Source organism: Trinickia sp., from assembly GCF_051961175.1.
Classification (GTDB): Bacteria; Pseudomonadota; Gammaproteobacteria; order Burkholderiales; family Burkholderiaceae; genus Trinickia.
Genome location: NZ_JBQCDN010000095.1, coordinates 1 through 15,757 on the forward strand (window position 1 = coordinate 1; position 15,757 = coordinate 15,757).

Below are 15,757 nucleotides of genomic sequence, written 5' to 3' on the forward strand. Positions count from 1 at the left end.
CTTGACGATGATCAACGATGTCGATCCGGGCTTCGACCTGTGCTCGAGCACGACCGATCAAGCCATGATGACGGGCAAGAACATCGGCGATCTGCTCAACGCGAAGAGCGTCACGTGGGGCGGCTTCATGGGCGGCTTCAATCTGTCGACGACGAACAGCAACGGCACGACGGGCTGCAAGCGCAGCACAATGTCCACTGTGGTCGGCGCCGCGACGGCCGACTACATCCCGCACCACAACTGGTTCCAGTACTACCTATCGACGTCGAACCCGAACCACCTGCGTCCGACATCGACGGCCGCGATCGGCTATACCACGGTGCCGAACACCACCACCGTCGATCCGGCCAACCACGAATACGACATCAACGATTTCTTCACGGCTGTCAGCGCCGGCAATTACCCGTCGGTCAGCTTCCTGAAGGCCCCGGCCTATCAGGACGGCCACGCGGGCTATTCGGATCCGCTCGACGAGCAAGCGTTCGTGACGAAGGTCGTGAACTTCCTCGAACAACAGCCCGACTGGAAGAGCACCGCCGTGATCGTCGCGTGGGATGACTCGGACGGCTGGTACGACCATCAATTCCAATCGCCGACGTCGGCCTCGTTCTCGAGCGCCGATCAACTGAACGGCAGCGCGATCTGCGGCACCGGCACGCAACCGGCCGGCCTGAACGGTCGACCCGTGAACGGCCGCTGCGGCCCCGGCACGCGCCTGCCGTTCCTCGTGATCTCGCCGTACGCGAAGCAGAACTACGTGGACCATACGCTGATCACGCAAGCGTCGATCGTGCGCTTTATCGAAGATAACTGGCTCGGCGGCCAACGTATCGGCGGCGGTTCGTTCGACGCCACGGCGGGCAGCATCAACGGCCTGTTCAACTTCTCGGCCGCACCGCACACGACGCCGCTGTATCTCGACCCGACGCTGGGCACACCAGTCAGCACGCCGCCGCAAAGCTGATCGCTCTGACCGGCCAGCGCACGACGCCCTGCGCGGGTTCGACGGTGAATCCCACAGCCCGGCAACGGGCTGTGGCTTTTTATCAGATCGCAGGCCACGCCTCATTCCCGACACGATGCAGCCGCTCGATTCCGCCTTGCCGCCCCCACCCGCCGACCGCGGCAAACCGCCCCCGCGCCGTCGATCATTCGCCCGTATTGCGGCACTCGGCGCGGCGCTGGCCGCGGCCGGCTGCTGCGCCTGGGCGCTCGCCTATCCCGAACGGATGCCCGCCGCCATCGGGGATATCGTGGCGCAATGGACGGGGGCCAATCCGCACCCTGTCCACCTCGAGCGGCCATCGGTCGCACCGCTCAGCGCCATGGCGCAGCTCGGCAAGCAGATCTTCTTTGATCCGAACCTTTCGGCGTCGGGCAAACTTTCGTGCGCGTCGTGTCACAGCCCCGCGCATGCTTACGGGCCGCCGAATGCGCTGCCGGTTCAGCTCGGCGGAGCGTCGCTGACGCTGCAAGGCGATCGCCCCCCGCCCACCCTGATGTATTTGTATCGGCAACCGAACTTCAGCATCGGACCGGATACGGCCGACGCCGACGAGCAGGCCAACTTCGCACAAGAAGCCGCGGCCGCATCGGGCGCCGCCCGCGCGCAAAAGACGGCCGGCGTCGCGCCCGCCGCTCCCGCGATGGTGCCGCAAGGCGGCATGTTCTGGGACGGCCGTGCCGATACGCTGCAAGCGCAAGCGTTGGGGCCGCTGATGAACCCGGTTGAAATGGCGAACACGAGCGAGGCGGACGTCGCACGCAAGTTCGCCAGCGGCACGTATCGCAACGCGTTCCTCCAACTCTTCGGCTCACGCATCTTCAGCGATCCGCGCCTGTTATTGTCCGAAGCGATGTTCGCGGTCGCGCGTTACCAGGTGGAGGATCCTTCGTTCCATCCGTACACGAGCAAATACGATTACTGGCTTGAAGGGCGCGCGCGTTTGACGCGTGCCGAATGGCACGGCCTGCAGCTCTTCAACGATCCGAAGAAGGCCAATTGCGCGGGCTGCCACCTATCGAAGCCGTCGCCCGACGGGCTGCCCCCGATGTTCACCGATTATCAATATGAGGCGCTCGGTGTGCCGCGCAACAACGCGCTTGCGGTCAATCGCAGCGCAAGCTATTACGACCTAGGTCTATGCGGCCCCTATCGCACCGACTTGGCCGCGCAAACGCAGTATTGCGGCATGTTCCTCACGCCGACGTTGCGCAATGCGGCTACACGCCACGTGTTTTTCCATAACGGCGTGTATCACTCGCTGGATGACGTCATGAAGTTCTATAACCTGCGCGACATCGAGCCGAACAAGATTTATCCGCACGATGCGCAAGGCCACGTCTTGGAATACGACGATCTGCCGGCGAAGTATCGGGCCAACATCGACAAGAGCGATGCGCCGTTCGATCGCAACCCGGGCGATACGCCTTCGATGACGGACGACGACATCAAGGACATCATCGCCTTCCTGCATACGCTGACGGACGGCTATCAGCCGAGCGGCAGCACGCACTGATCCGCGGAGACCCACCGCTGAACGCTGAACGCCTCGCCGACGCGAGGCGATAAAAAACCCGCAGAGGCATGACCTTTGCGGGTTTTTTGTTTGCTTGAGCGAACGACTTAGCCTGCGGCCGCGTCCTTCAGCTTCTTCAGCGCACGTGCCTTGATGCGCACGCTGGCCGGCTTGGCCGGAAACCAACGCTCTTCACCCGAGAACGGATCCTTGCCGAAGCGCTTCTTCTTCGCCGGCACAGCTTGCACGACGATCTTCAGCAGGCCCGACAGCGTGAACTCGCCGGCACCCTTCTTGTGCACCGAGCCGAGGATCGTGTCTTCGAGCGCGGCGAGCACAGCCTTGACGGACTTCGGCTCGACAGCCGAGCGTTCCGCGAGGTGAGCAGCCAGCGAGGCCTTCGTGAAGGTGTCCTTGATCGGCGACGGAGCGCCGGACGCCTTCACGGCGACCTTCTTAGCCGCGGCAGTCTTCGCGGGAGCAGCTTTCTTCGCGGCAACTTTCTTTGCCGGTGCGGCAGCAGCCTTTTTCGCAACCTTCTTTGCGGAAGTAACCATGTTTCTCCTACCTGTTGGTCGTTGAACGCACGAAGGGCGCACGACGTGCGCCGCTTCAACGCCGGATTCTACAAGCGCCGCGCGGCTTCATGCATCTAATTTGTGTTTCGAGCGCGTATTTACAGGGGGATTTGTTGCGCGGCGCCGACTATCGAGGCGATTCCTAGGGCCCGTCGTCGATCGGCGAGTGCCGTCGACGACGGTGACACAGGGTTTATCCGAAGGGGACGTCACCCGAGATTAGAGCGGATCAGCCCGGCAAATTCAGGCCAATCCGAGCGCGGGATCGCTCATGCTGGGGCGGCCGGTTTCGACGTGACCCGCCAGCATGCGCACGAACAGCGGATCGGTGTCGACCGTCACGTGAAAATCGTACCAGGCGTGCTGAGTACGCAAATCGACATACAGGTCCACACTTTCGCCACCCGCGACCCGGTGCGTCACGCTCTTTCCGGTGTACGCGTTGGTGGTCGTGAACTCGCACGCCACGGTGCCCATGTTTTGCAGGCGCAGTTCGATATTGCCGTTCGCCACGTCGTAAGACTCGACCACGTCCGGCACGGCCACGCCCGCACTCCACCCATGCGCCGCAACCGCACGGCCCGCAAAACGACGGGCAAACCCGTTCGGTCCGTGCACGGCGAAATCGTAGCTGCCGTCCAAATTCAGCGCGAACTCATCAACGAGATGCTTGTGCGGCTCGACCGTATAAGCACGCGGGGCATCGGCACTGTGCGCCTTGTACACGTGGAAGGCGGCGCCCGCATGCCCCGTATTCGTCAACTTCAGGCGCAATTGAGCTTGCCCGGCGTCGGCATGGGCACGGACGAACAGCTCGTAGGGCAGCGCGCGTGCCGGGCGTACCCCCGGTTCCTGCTGCGGTTTGGCTTGCACGAGCGGCGGGAGCGGCACGTAATCGGGATGCCGTTGCTGATCGGGCGGCACATACGCGCTCGTGCCAGGCAACGCCGGGAACGCCGCATTGGGATTCGCGAAATCGAATGCCCGCGTCAAATCACCGCAAACCGCCTTGCGCCAAGGCGTGATATTCGCTTCGCACAGGTTATATTCGTGACCGAACCGGCGCGCGATAAAGCGGATGATCGAGGTGTGGTCGAAGGTTTCCGAGCACACCCATCCGCCCTTCGACCAGGGCGATACCACGATCATCGGCACGCGCGGTCCAAGGCCGAACGGGCCAGCCGGGTACGTCGCGTTACCGGCGAAATACTCGTTCGTCGTCTCCACGGTCGAGCGCCCCGTCTCTTTCGACCAAGGCGCGAACGGCGGTGCCACGTGATCGAAGAAGCCGTCGTTTTCGTCGTAGGTGATCAAGACCGCCGTCTTGCTCCACAGCGCCGGATTCGACGTGAGCACCTGCAGCACCTGATCGACGTACCAGGCGCCGTAATTGGCGGGCCAGTTCGGATGCTCCGAATAGGCCTCGGGCGCCACGATCCACGATACCTGCGGCAGCGTGCCGTTTTGCACATCCTGCTTCAGCATGTCGAAATAGCCGCCGCTCACCGCGACGTTCGTGCCCGTGCGCGCCCGTTCGTAGAGCGGATCGCCCGGTTGCGCGTTCCGATATTGATTGAAGTAGAGCAGCGAGTTATCGCCGTAGTTGCCGATGTAGGCGTTTTGCGTCCAGCCCCACGAGCCCGCCGCGTTCAGGCCCGTGCCAATGTCCTGATAGATCTTCCACGAGATGCCGGCCGCTTGCAGCACCTCCGGATAGGTCGACCAGCCATAGCCGGCTTCGGCGTTGTCGATGACGGGGCCACCGCCCTTGCCGTCATTGCCCACCCAGCCCGTCCACATGTAGTAGCGATTCGGATCGGTCGGCGTCATGCCCGAACAGTGATAGGCGTCGCAGATCGTGAAGGCGTCGGCGAGCTGATAGTGGAACGGAATGTCCTGGCGCGTGAGGTAGGCCATCGTCGTCGTGCCTTTCGCGCTCACCCATTGGTCGTAGCGGCCGCCGTTCCAGGCGTTGTGCGTCGTCGTCCAGTCGTGGGGCAAGTCCTGCAGGAATTGCATGCCAAGGTCCGGGGCGCTCGGCCGGAACGGCAGGACTTGGCCCGTGTCCGCCAGCACGGGCTGCTGCCAGACGCTGTTGCCGTTCGGCAAGCGGATCGCACGTCGGTCGCCATAGCCGCGCACGCCGCGCAGCGTACCGAAGTAATGGTCGAACGAGCGGTTCTCCTGCATGAGGATCACGATATGCTCGATGTCGTGGATACTGCGCGTCGCATCGTTCGCGGGAATCGCGAGCGCGTTGCGAATGCCGGCGGGCAACGCGCCCATCGCGGCGGCTGCGCCTGCCGCTTGAGCGGCGGCGCGCAGAAAATCACGGCGGCTTGTCGATGTCATATTGAATTCGTGTTTCGGACGAAGGAATGGAACGGAAGACGGCGCCGCCAAAGCGACGCACGTCGGCGCACTACGGCAAAACGACAACGAACGACGAGAAGCGCAACGGACAGCAGGACAACACGGCGAAAGCGAGCGAGGCACGCGGCCTTGCGGCAACCGCGGCGTTGCAGGCACAACAGCGGAACAACGAGGAAACGAACGATTCAGTCGGCGGTATGCATGACGGGCGGCAGCAGCGCATCGGATGCGGCGTGGGTGGGCGTCCCGTCGGAGGTGTCGAACCGCTGTGCACGAGCGCTGGCCGCCGGCGCGGCAGCGTCGCGTGTGCCGGGCAGCATCGACGTCGCATCGGCCTGCGCGTGGGTGTCGAGATCGTCGTGAGCGTCGTGAGCGCCGTCGCATCCCGTCGCGAGCGCGCAGGCCATAGCGACGGCCACCGCCGCGAGCACCCTGTATCCGCGGGTCGCGAGCGGGGCGCCGACTGACAAACGTTTGCTGTGCGGAGAATGACCCACCCGCGATCGTCGCTCGATCATCGCCACACGATGCTCCTCATCGAAAACGCATTCGCTACGGCCGACGCCGCTTCATGCGCGGCACCGGACTGAACGGCCGTCCAGCATAGGAAGGAATCGTGTCTGCTTGATGAATCGGAATGCGGGACCGGCGGGCAGGCGAACGGATGCGCGCGACACGTGCCGGGCGCGAGAGGCAAGGGAAGCGGCCCGGTGGAGGCGCGCCGCTTCTCCCTTAATGCGACGACGGAGCGAGATGGCCCACGTAATCGCGCAGGTACGAATCGAAGGCCGATCCGATCTCGGGGTGCCGCAAGGCGAATTCGACCGTCGCTTTCAGATAGCCGAGCTTGCTGCCGCAATCGAACCGCTGACCGTAGTACCGGTACGCCAGCACCTGTTCTTCGGCCAGCAGCGCATGCAGCGCATCGGTCAATTGCAATTCGCCCTGCACGGAAGGCTCCAACCGCCGCAGATGCTGAAAGATGCTCGGCATCAGGACATAGCGGCCCACCACACCGAGATTCGACGGCGCAGCCTCGGGAGAGGGCTTTTCGACGATGCCGGACAGCTTGAAGATGTCCTCCTCCCACTCGCGGCCTTCGACGATGCCATATGACCGGGTCTCTTCACGCGCGATCGCTTCGACGCCGATGATCGTGCTGTGATAGTGATTGAAGACGTCGATCATCTGCTTCATCACGGGCTGGGCCCCGTGCAGCAGATCGTCGGCCAGGATCACCGCGAACGGGCTATCGGCAACGAGCTTTTCCGCGCACATCACCGCATGACCGAGCCCCCGCGCGGCCGGCTGGCGCACGTAGAAGCAATCGACATGGCTCGGCTTGATCCCGCGCACCAAATCGAGCAGTTTCTCCTTGCCGCGCGCCTCCAGCTCGGCCTCGATCTCATAGGACGTGTCGAAATGATCCTCGATCGCCCGTTTGCTGCGGCCTGTCACGAAGATGAGTTCGGTAATGCCCGCTGCAATCGCCTCCTCAACCGCATACTGGATCAACGGTTTATCGACGACGGGCAGCATCTCCTTGGGGCTCGCCTTGGTGGCTGGGAGGAACCGTGTGCCCAGTCCCGCCACTGGAAACACCGCTTTAGTGACTTTCAACATCGTTCGTTCCCTTGGGGTAATTGTTAGTTGTTATCGCAGTCGCCGCGCGAGCCCATCCCGAGCCGCGCGCCGCGCCATACGATCGAACGCGATCAATCGCACGCTACCAATACAAAACGCCGGTCGCTACGTGGCACATTGTGCGACGCGCATTGTTGACTCGAACCCGCCGAAAAACAGCTATCTATTCAAATAGTGGGTTTCTTGTGTCGCCTGTACGCTGCGAGCGACATGGATTGACGAACGGCGCACGCCAGCGCTTGTCCGCGCGGCCTGCGCCGTTCATTCGCACACCGCTGCGATGGCGGTATGCGCCCGCGAAACTCAGCGGGCCCCGCGCATGGCAGCCTGCGCGAGAATGGTCGATACGCTCTCGATCTGCTTGCGCAGCAGGGACGATTGAGACTTCGCCGGCTCGTCACCGCGTGGTGCCCGCGGCGCTTCATCCACGACATCGATGCGCAATCGTGGTGCTTTCGTAAACGCCTCGAACGCGTGTTTCGAAGCCGCGCTGTCGGCAATCGCGCGGTCGAGCGCCACGCGTGCGCACCACTTCAATGCGAGGCGCTGAAGTCTTCCGACCGGATCGGCGCCCACGCTCTGACGCAAGTGCCATACCACCGGACGCCGGACGATCATGCCGGCCAGCGCGCCGACGAGCATCGTGCGCGGCGTATTGGCATAGATGACGTCGACATGGCGCGCGCGTTTGACCGTCTCGCGTACGAGCGACGCGAGACCGGAGAGCGTGCGTGACTTCGGCGGGTTGGCGTGCCCTGTCACGCCGTAAAGCGCAGGCGCATCGAGGACATCGACGGCGACGCCGGCTTCCTCGAGTGCAAGACGGAACGGACCGTCGTCGAACAGCACGACTTCGACCGATTCCCTCAGATGACTCGCGACGTTCAGCAGCGAAAGTTCCGCATCGTCGAGCCCGCCGCTTTGATCGAGTGCGAGCACGCGCACCGCCCCGGGCGGCCGCATCGGCGAACCATCGCCCTCGCTGTCCGACTCGGACGCACCGTTACCGTGCTTCGTCGCCCCGGGCATGACCTGTTCGACGAAGCCCATGAAACGCTCGCGAAACGTCTCGATGGAAAAACGCTCGGCATTCAAACGGCAGTCCCGCGCCGAAAATCGATGCGCATTCTTCTCGAACTCGCGCACGGCGCCCACGATTGAGGGCACGGTTTGCTCCCGGAAGAAGACCCCTGTCGGGTGCGCATCGCCCAACTCACGGACTGTTTCAAGCACTCCGCCTTTGCCGAATGCGATGACGGGCGTGCCGCATGCCTGCGCCTCGACGGGCGCGATGCCGAAGTCTTCCTCCGCGGCGAAAACGAACGCCTTCGCCCGACGCATATGGTCGTGAAGGGCGGCGAACGGCTGATACCCGAGGATTTCGATGTTCGGTCCTGCCTTGGCGCGGATCGCCTTCATTTCGGGCCCGTCGCCAATCACGACCAGACGCTTGCCGGGCATCCGCGAAAACGCTTCGACGATCAGGTCGATCTTCTTGTACGGCACCATGCGCGAGGCCGTGAGGTAGAACTCCTCCTTGTCTTCGCCGACGAGGAACGAATGAACATCGACGGGCGGAAAGATCACACGGGAGTCACGGTGATAAACCTTTCTGATGCGACGTGCGATGAATTGGGAATTGGCGACGAAATGATCGACGGAATTGGATGTGCGCGTGTCCCAATTGCGGATGTAGTGCAATACCACGCGCGCCATGGCCGAGCGTAGGCCTGTCGTCAGATTCGATTGTTGGAGATACTGGTGCTGCAGATCCCAGGCGTAGCGAATCGGCGAGTGCACGTAGCTGACGTGAACTTGATCCGGGCCCGTCAGTACGCCCTTGGCGACGGCATGGCTGCTCGAAATGACGAGGTCGTAGCCGCTCAGGTCCAGTTGTTCGATCGCGAGCGGCATCAGCGGCAGGTAGGCGCGATACTTCTTCCGAGCGAGCGGCAGCCGCTGAATGAACGAGGTCGTCGCATGCTTGCCGTGCAAGAACTTGCGATCCTCGATGAAATCCACCAAGCTGAAGATCTCCGCCTGGGGAAAACAGGCGATCATCTGCTCGAGCACACGCTCGGCGCCCGCGTAGGTGACGAGCCAATCGTGCACGATCGCCACGCGGGGCGCGCGCTCGCTCGGCGCCCGCTGCGGGGCCGGGTGGGGCACACGCTGTTTCTGTCGATCCAGCGTGGCGGCGTCTGCGAAAATATCGTGGCTCATGTGCTTCTCCTCTAGGGGCACTAGCCTACGAACAAAGTATTCCAGGTAAAGACCGAAATTATTTCAAAAAAATGCAGAGGCCCGCTCGGACAGCCCTGTGAGGGGCATGGGCATGTTTGTTTCCGGCTTTCCGATCGCCTTTTTGTTCGGTTTTTTCAAGCGCATCGCGGGGGCGGTCCGACGCATCGACAGCCGTTCGAAAGGCCGCGGCATCCTGTCGAAATTACAGTACTTGTAAAAGCTGCCGCCGCTTTTGCACTCAGTGTCCTGCGGAGGGCGGGCTGCCCGGCTGCGGTGCCGGCCGCCGCAGCAGCAGCGCGAGCGGCATGCACGTCAAGAGTGCAATGGCCAGAAGATAAAATGTTTCGGAAAACGTCATCACGGCCGCCTGCTGCTGGATTTGCCCGGCCAACTGCGCGAGGGCTTGCATCTTCGCGTAGGCGGCGTCGCCGGTTCGCGCGAGCCAGGTGGCCGCGCCTCCTGCCATTCGCTCCTGACCGATCAGCGAATTGGCCGTCACCGATTCGCGCAGCGTCGCGATATGAAACGCGTTGCGACGATCGATGACGACGCCGATCACAGCAAGTCCCATCGAGCCCCCAAGATTACGCGCCATGTTGTACAGGCCCGCCGCATCGGCCGAGTCTTCCCTCGACACCGCCGCCATCGACGCCTGATTGAGCGGCATCATGGCCAGCATCTGCCCGACGCCGCGCAGCAGTTGCGACCAGACGAAATCGTGTCCGGTGCTTTGCGCGGTGAGGCCTGTATCGAGGAAGCAACTGACGATGTAAAAACCGAGGCCGCCCACCACCATCAACCGAAAATCGACCTTATTAAGCAGGCGCGGCAGCACCGGCATCATCAAGAACGCCGGCGCGCCGGACAGCAGCATGATGTTGCCCGCTTGCTCGGCGTTGTAGCCGGAGATGAGACTCAAGAACTGCGGCACGAGATAAGAGATGCCATAAATCGCCGCGCCCACGGCGGAGACGATCACGATGACGCTCGCGTAACGCGCATTGCGCAGCAGCGACAGCCGGATGATCGGTTTGGCCGCGACGAACTGCGAGATGCCGATCAGAACGAAGCCGAGCAACGCGACGGCCGAGAACATCACGATTTCGGTCGACTCGAACCATTGCTCGCGCTGCCCTTCCTCGAGCACGAGCGTGAGTGAACTGAGGCCGATCGACAGGCCGACGATGCCGACCCAATCCGCGTTGATGAATTCGTGCCAATGCGGCGGACTGGAAGGCAGCCCGGCCATCAGTAGCGAGACCAGGGCGAGACAGACGGGCAAATTGATGAAAAAGCACCATTTCCACGACACGTTCTCGGCCAGCCATCCGCCCAGCACCGGCCCGAGCAGCGGCCCGAGCAAGACAATGAGCCCGAAGATCGTCATGCCGACGGCCAACTGCGTGCGGGGCAGCCGCGTGCGGATGATCGTCTGCGCCGTTGGAATCATCGCGCCGCCCGTGAACCCTTGGCCCACTCGGCCGATGATCATCCACTGGAGCGAGTGCGATGCGCCGCAAATCATCGAAAACGCCATGAACAACGCGGCGTTCGTCAGCAGGAAATTGCGCAGCCCGAACACGCGCGTGAGCCACGCCGCGAGCGGGATCATGACGATCTCCGACATCAGGTAACCCGTCGAAATCCAAGTGCCTTCGGTGCCCGTCGCGCCGACGGAACCCTGAATTTGCGGCAGGGCCGAGTTCGTGATCGAAATGTCGAGCGTCGCCATCAAGGCACCCAGCGAGCCGGCTGCCACCGCGACCCAATCGCTGGCATGCGCCCGCTCGGGATGCGCCGGCGCACCCGCGGCGCCCGCCTGCGAAGCGGCGTCAGCCATGTGCGTTCTCGGCGGCGAGATGCCGATCGTCGTCGCGCGCCGTGCGCGTATCGACATCGACCGTCACCGACAGGCCCGGCAGCAGCAAGGCGCGCGTTTGCGGGCCGGCGTCGACGCGAATCCGTACCGGTACGCGCTGCACGATTTTCGTGAAGTTGCCCGTTGCGTTCTCCGGCGGGAGCAACGCGAATTGCGCACCGGTACCCGGCGAGAAGCTATCGACGACGCCATGCAAATCGATGCCGCGCAGCGCGTCGACATGCAGCGTAGCCTTCTGGCCCGGGCGCATATGACCGATCTGCGTTTCCTTGAAATTCGCTTCGAGATAGATGCTTTGCACCGGCACCACCGTCAATAAACGCGTACCGGGCTGCACGTATTGGCCGACGCGCACCGAACGATCACCGATGCGGCCAGCGGTCGAGCTATAGAGCGTCGTGTCGTTCACGTCGAGCTGCGCCTGACGCAAGCTGGCGCGCGCCGCTTCCACCTGGGCTCGGGCCTGGGCGATCTGTGCCGTCGTGGCATCGATCTGCGTTTGCGCCGAACGCACGGCCGCGGCGTTGGCCGCAACCGTGGCGCGCGCTTGGTCGCGCGTGCTGACGAGGCTGGCGAGCCGTTCCTTCGTCTCGGCACCGGCCGCCGTGAGCGGTGCATAGCGCACGACGTCGTCTTGCGCATGCCGCGCGACGACTTGGGCCACTTGCGCCTGGGCCTGCGCTTGCACGACGGCCGCCTGCTGCTGCTTCAGATCGGCTTGTGCCCGCGCAAGATCGGCTTCCCGCGCATCCACGGTCGCTTGCGCCTGCGCGAGCGATGCTTCGTACTGCCGGCTATCGAGGCGCACGAGCGGCGCACCGGCTGCAACAGCCTGGTTGTCGCTCACATAGACCTGTGTGACGTAGCCGCTCACCTTCGGGGCGATGGTCACGCTATCGGCTTGCAGATACGCGTCGTCGGTACTTTCGATGAAACGCGCGACCGTCCACCAATGCGCGAACCATCCGATGCCGGCCAGGAGCGCGACGATCACGACGCCGATCACCCAGCCGCGATTGCGCGCCCGGCGCGGGGCGCCGCCGCCTGCGTCTTGCTGCGTGTCGCCGTGGGGTGGCCGCACCTCGATTGTCGTTGCCATGATTCCGGAGTCCTGCCTACCGAGAGAGGGGTGAAATGTCGCACAATTATTCCAGTTGGAAAAAATGTGTCAAGTGATATATTTCTGGCGGTCACCCCTGCTGTAACCGTTAGAAAGGATCGAATGCCATGACCGAGACGAAGCGCCCTCGCCGTTCCACCGAAGGGGGTTATGCGCGCGGCGAAGAGACACGCCTTCGTATCATCCGTTCGGCGATCGAGCTGTTCGGGGAGCATGGATTCGTCGCAGCTTCGACTCGCGACATCGCGGCGCACGCGGGGGTGAACGCGCCGGCCCTGCAGTACTACTTCGAAAACAAGGACGGGGTGTACCGGGCCTGCGCCGAGCATTTAGCCGATGAGGTGTGGAGCAAATTCGAGCCGGTCGTGCGGCAGTCAAAAGCGACGGTCGAATCGACCGACGACATGGCGAAGCTGATCGAGGCGTTCATCGATTTGCAATGCGTGATGATCGATAAGGCATTGGCGACGCCGAGCGCACCGGCGTTGAAACTCTTTTTCGTGCGGGAGCAAGACGGACAAGAACCGCAAATCGCGACGGAGACCTTCCAGCAGCGAGTACGCGGTCCGCTGAACAGCGTGTCGACGCAAATCATCGCGAAGATCTGCGGTACCGCACCGCGCGATCCGCTGACCGTCGCGCGTTTGATTACGTTGAACGGCCAGTTTGTCTTGTTTCACATGATGCCGCGCAATGTCCTTGCGCTCTTCGGCTGGAAGGCGTTCGACGCCGAAAAGATCGAGTTCGTGAAGCAAACGGTTTTTGCGAATACCCGTGCATTGCTGCGTTCGTGGGCATCGGAACGCAATACCGGAATATCCGAAAGGTGAGGGTTTGCGGGATCGATGCGGCGACGGCCACCGCGCGCCGCTCTGGCAGCGGCCCCGCAGCGCGGGAAACGAGGCAAAAGGTGAGCGTTTTCGGGAGCCTGCGTTCAATCGCTCGTTCTGCGTTCACCCTCGCCTCGATAGATCGAAAGCGCCTAAGCCTTCCCGCCCAGCGTGCGCGCATAAAGCGCAAGCATCTGCGCGCTGTCGACACCCACGCATACCTTGCATGAAGGCCGGCCATCCCATTCGGGAGCAGGCGCCGCGAAGCCGTCCGGTTTTTGCAGCGTATGACCCGCGGCGATGCCGTCGGTCAGCACACGGACCGGCCCGCTGCGCGTGGCATACAGTTGCGGCGCGAGCAGATAAGCGACGGCCGACGAATCGTGCACATAGATGCCCCCGAGTCCAACGCTCGAGAGGTGAAACGCTTCGTAGTGCCGGGACACGTCCCACACGAACTGCCCTATTTCGCCCGCTTCATCGCGCAGCTTGGCCAGATACGCCGTCGTCATCACCGTGTTTTCCGTGACATCGAGGCCGACGATCGCAACGGGCCAAGCCGCGCCGAACACGATATCGGCCGCATCCGGATCCCCCGCCATGTTCGCCTCGGCTGCCGGCGATACGTTGCCGTTCACGCCGTGGGTGCCGAACGCGCCGCCCATCACGACCACTTGCTTGACGAGCCGTGCAATCTCCGGATCTTCGTCGAGCGCAAGCGCGAGGTTCGTCAGCGGGCCGACGGCAATCAGCGTGACTTCGCCGGGTTGCGCACGAACCGTATCGACAATGAAGCGATGCGCAGGCCGTGTATCGAGTGCGCTGCGCCCTGTCGGCCGCACACCCATATTGCCAAGGCCGTCGCCGCCGTGAATCCAGTCCACGGGAGCCGGTGCCGTCCGGCGCAACGGTGCGGCCGCACCCTTCGCCACGGGGACGCCGGATGCGAAGCGCTCCACGAGATAGAGCGCATTGCGCGTCGTCGTCTCGATCGTCGAATTGCCGAATACACTCGTGACACCGAGCAGTTCGATTTCCGGATGCAGGGCCTGGAAGACAAGCGCCATGGCGTCGTCGACGCCTGGGTCCGTGTCGTAAATGACTTTATGCATGCGAAGACTCATAGGTAAAAGGCATCCGGCAATTGCTCGCGCGCCGTGGTATCGCGGGTCGCGCCGTGCAGATTGCCGAGCCGAATGGCGAGATCGGGCCCGCCCAGTTCGATGATGACCTGACGGCAGGCGCCGCACGGGGCGATAGGCCCTTCGGTGTCGCCGACCACCGCCAGCGCCGCGAACGCGTCACGCCCGCATCCGGCTGCAATCGCGCTGAAGAACGCCGTACGCTCCGCGCAGTTGCACAGGCCATACGACGCATTCTCGACATTGCAGCCGTCGAACACGCGTCCGTCTTTGGTCAAAAGCGCCGCGCCCACTTTGAATTTCGAATACGGCGCATAGGCGCTTTCGCGCGCCTTCTTCGCCCGCTCAAACAATTGTTCCAACGTCATGGCCACCCTCTTCGTCATTCGGTTCGATCGATGATTCAATGAAAACTCAGAAACATGCCCGCGATCGTCGCACTCATCAAGTTCGATAGCGTGCCGGCCAGCACGACACGCAGCCCGTAACGCGCCACTTCCGAACGGCGTTCGGGCGCAACGGCGCTGAAGCCGCCGGTCAATACGGCGATCGAGGCAAAATTCGCGAAACCGCACAACGCGAACGAAACGATGGCCAGCGTGCGTGGCGTCAGCACTTGAAGGCCGGCTGCGGCAACGCTTATCGGGTCCTTCAGATAGGGCGAGAGCGACGCATAGGCCACGAATTCGTTGAGGATGATTTTCTGACCCAGAAAATTCCCGGCCACCAGCGCCTCGTTCCACGGTACGCCGATCAAATAGGCGAGTGGCGCGAACACGGAGCCGAGAATCGACTGCATCGAAATGTTCGGATGCCCGAACCACGTCCCAATGCCGCCGACTAAACCGTTCAGGAGTGCGATCAATCCGACGAATGCGATCAGCATCGCGCCGACCATCACGGCGATCTTCAGGCCGACGGCCGCCCCGGAGCTGGCCGCTTCGATGATATTGGCCGGGCGCCGCTCGTCGAAACTGAGCTGTTCGAGCTGGACCCGGCTCGCTTCCGTCGTGGGATGGATGATCTTTGCGAATAGCAAGCCGCCCGGCACGGCCATGAACGATGCCGCCAACAGGTATTCGATGCGCACGCCGAGGCCGGCGTATCCGGCCAGCACCGAGCCCGCCACGGCAGCCATCCCGCTCGACATGACGGCGAACAGCTCGGCACCCGTCATATCGCGCGCGAACGGCTTGACTACAGCCGGCATTTCGCTCTGCCCCAGAAAAATGGTCGTGACGGCCGAAAACGACTCGAGCTTGGAGACACCCAGCAGCCGGTGAAATACCGTACCGAGCACAATGACGATCCAGCGCATGACGCCGATGTAGTACAGCACCGAAATCAATGCCGTCACGAAAATGATCGCCGGCAGCACGCGTACGGCGAATACGAATCCGCCATTGCCGAACAAAGCGAACATCTTGG

12 protein-coding genes and 1 pseudogene are annotated in these 15,757 nt (G+C 63.0%); 4 read left to right on the top strand and 9 right to left on the bottom strand.

The features are described 5' to 3' along the window. Positions 1 to 964: phospholipase C (locus ACTHL0_RS04965; RefSeq protein WP_440565481.1), on the top strand; the 964-nt coding region annotated here is incomplete at its 5' end. Between the two features lie 115 nt (positions 965 to 1,079). Next, positions 1,080 to 2,519, top strand: a complete 1,440-nt coding sequence (locus ACTHL0_RS04970; protein ID WP_440565482.1) for a cytochrome-c peroxidase — start codon at positions 1,080 to 1,082, stop codon at positions 2,517 to 2,519. Positions 2,520 to 2,626: 107 nt separating this feature from the next. Here ACTHL0_RS04970 and ACTHL0_RS04975 read toward each other — a convergent pair whose 3' ends face one another. Next, positions 2,627 to 3,076: an HU family DNA-binding protein gene (locus ACTHL0_RS04975; RefSeq protein ID WP_440565483.1), complete on the bottom strand. Its 450-nt coding sequence runs from the start codon at positions 3,074 to 3,076 to the stop codon at positions 2,627 to 2,629. Between the two features lie 264 nt (positions 3,077 to 3,340). Next, a complete protein-coding gene (locus ACTHL0_RS04980) occupies positions 3,341 to 5,449 on the bottom strand; it encodes a phosphocholine-specific phospholipase C (protein WP_440565484.1) in 2,109 nt (702 codons plus the stop codon). A gap of 26 nt (positions 5,450 to 5,475) precedes the next feature. Between ACTHL0_RS04980 and ACTHL0_RS04985 the strand changes: the two genes are divergently transcribed. Further along, positions 5,476 to 5,937: a hypothetical protein gene (locus ACTHL0_RS04985; protein ID WP_440565485.1), complete on the top strand. Its 462-nt coding sequence runs from the start codon at positions 5,476 to 5,478 to the stop codon at positions 5,935 to 5,937. A 265-nt stretch (positions 5,938 to 6,202) separates the two neighbouring features. Here ACTHL0_RS04985 and galU read toward each other — a convergent pair whose 3' ends face one another. From galU to ACTHL0_RS05005, 4 genes and pseudogenes are all read right to left on the bottom strand, one after another. Further along, complete coding sequence (gene galU, locus ACTHL0_RS04990; RefSeq protein WP_440565486.1) at positions 6,203 to 7,093, bottom strand: UTP--glucose-1-phosphate uridylyltransferase GalU; 891 nt, start codon at positions 7,091 to 7,093, stop codon at positions 6,203 to 6,205. A gap of 447 nt (positions 7,094 to 7,540) precedes the next feature. Further along, positions 7,541 to 9,337 (bottom strand): annotated as a pseudogene (locus ACTHL0_RS04995) (glycosyltransferase); the annotation flags it as partial. A 259-nt stretch (positions 9,338 to 9,596) separates the two neighbouring features. Next, on the bottom strand, positions 9,597 to 11,198 hold the full coding sequence (locus tag ACTHL0_RS05000; RefSeq protein WP_440565487.1) for an MDR family MFS transporter: 1,602 nt from the start codon (positions 11,196 to 11,198) through the stop codon (positions 9,597 to 9,599). Continuing rightward, on the bottom strand, positions 11,191 to 12,336 hold the full coding sequence (locus ACTHL0_RS05005) for an HlyD family secretion protein (protein WP_440565488.1): 1,146 nt from the start codon (positions 12,334 to 12,336) through the stop codon (positions 11,191 to 11,193). Before ACTHL0_RS05005 ends, ACTHL0_RS05000 begins: the two co-directional genes overlap by 8 nt. 128 nt (positions 12,337 to 12,464) lie before the next feature. Between ACTHL0_RS05005 and ACTHL0_RS05010 the strand changes: the two genes are divergently transcribed. After that, on the top strand, positions 12,465 to 13,187 hold the full coding sequence (locus ACTHL0_RS05010) for a CerR family C-terminal domain-containing protein (RefSeq protein WP_440565489.1): 723 nt from the start codon (positions 12,465 to 12,467) through the stop codon (positions 13,185 to 13,187). A 152-nt stretch (positions 13,188 to 13,339) separates the two neighbouring features. On the opposite strand, the gene ACTHL0_RS05015 is transcribed toward ACTHL0_RS05010, so the two are convergent. From ACTHL0_RS05015 to ACTHL0_RS05025, 3 genes are all read right to left on the bottom strand, one after another. Beyond that, positions 13,340 to 14,299, bottom strand: a complete 960-nt coding sequence (locus tag ACTHL0_RS05015; protein ID WP_440565490.1) for a nucleoside hydrolase — start codon at positions 14,297 to 14,299, stop codon at positions 13,340 to 13,342. Positions 14,300 to 14,307: 8 nt separating this feature from the next. Then, complete coding sequence (locus ACTHL0_RS05020) at positions 14,308 to 14,697, bottom strand: cytidine deaminase (RefSeq protein WP_440565491.1); 390 nt, start codon at positions 14,695 to 14,697, stop codon at positions 14,308 to 14,310. A gap of 35 nt (positions 14,698 to 14,732) precedes the next feature. Next, positions 14,733 to 15,757, bottom strand: a 1,025-nt coding sequence (locus ACTHL0_RS05025) for a NupC/NupG family nucleoside CNT transporter (protein WP_440565492.1), incomplete at its 5' end; no start/stop codon positions are given.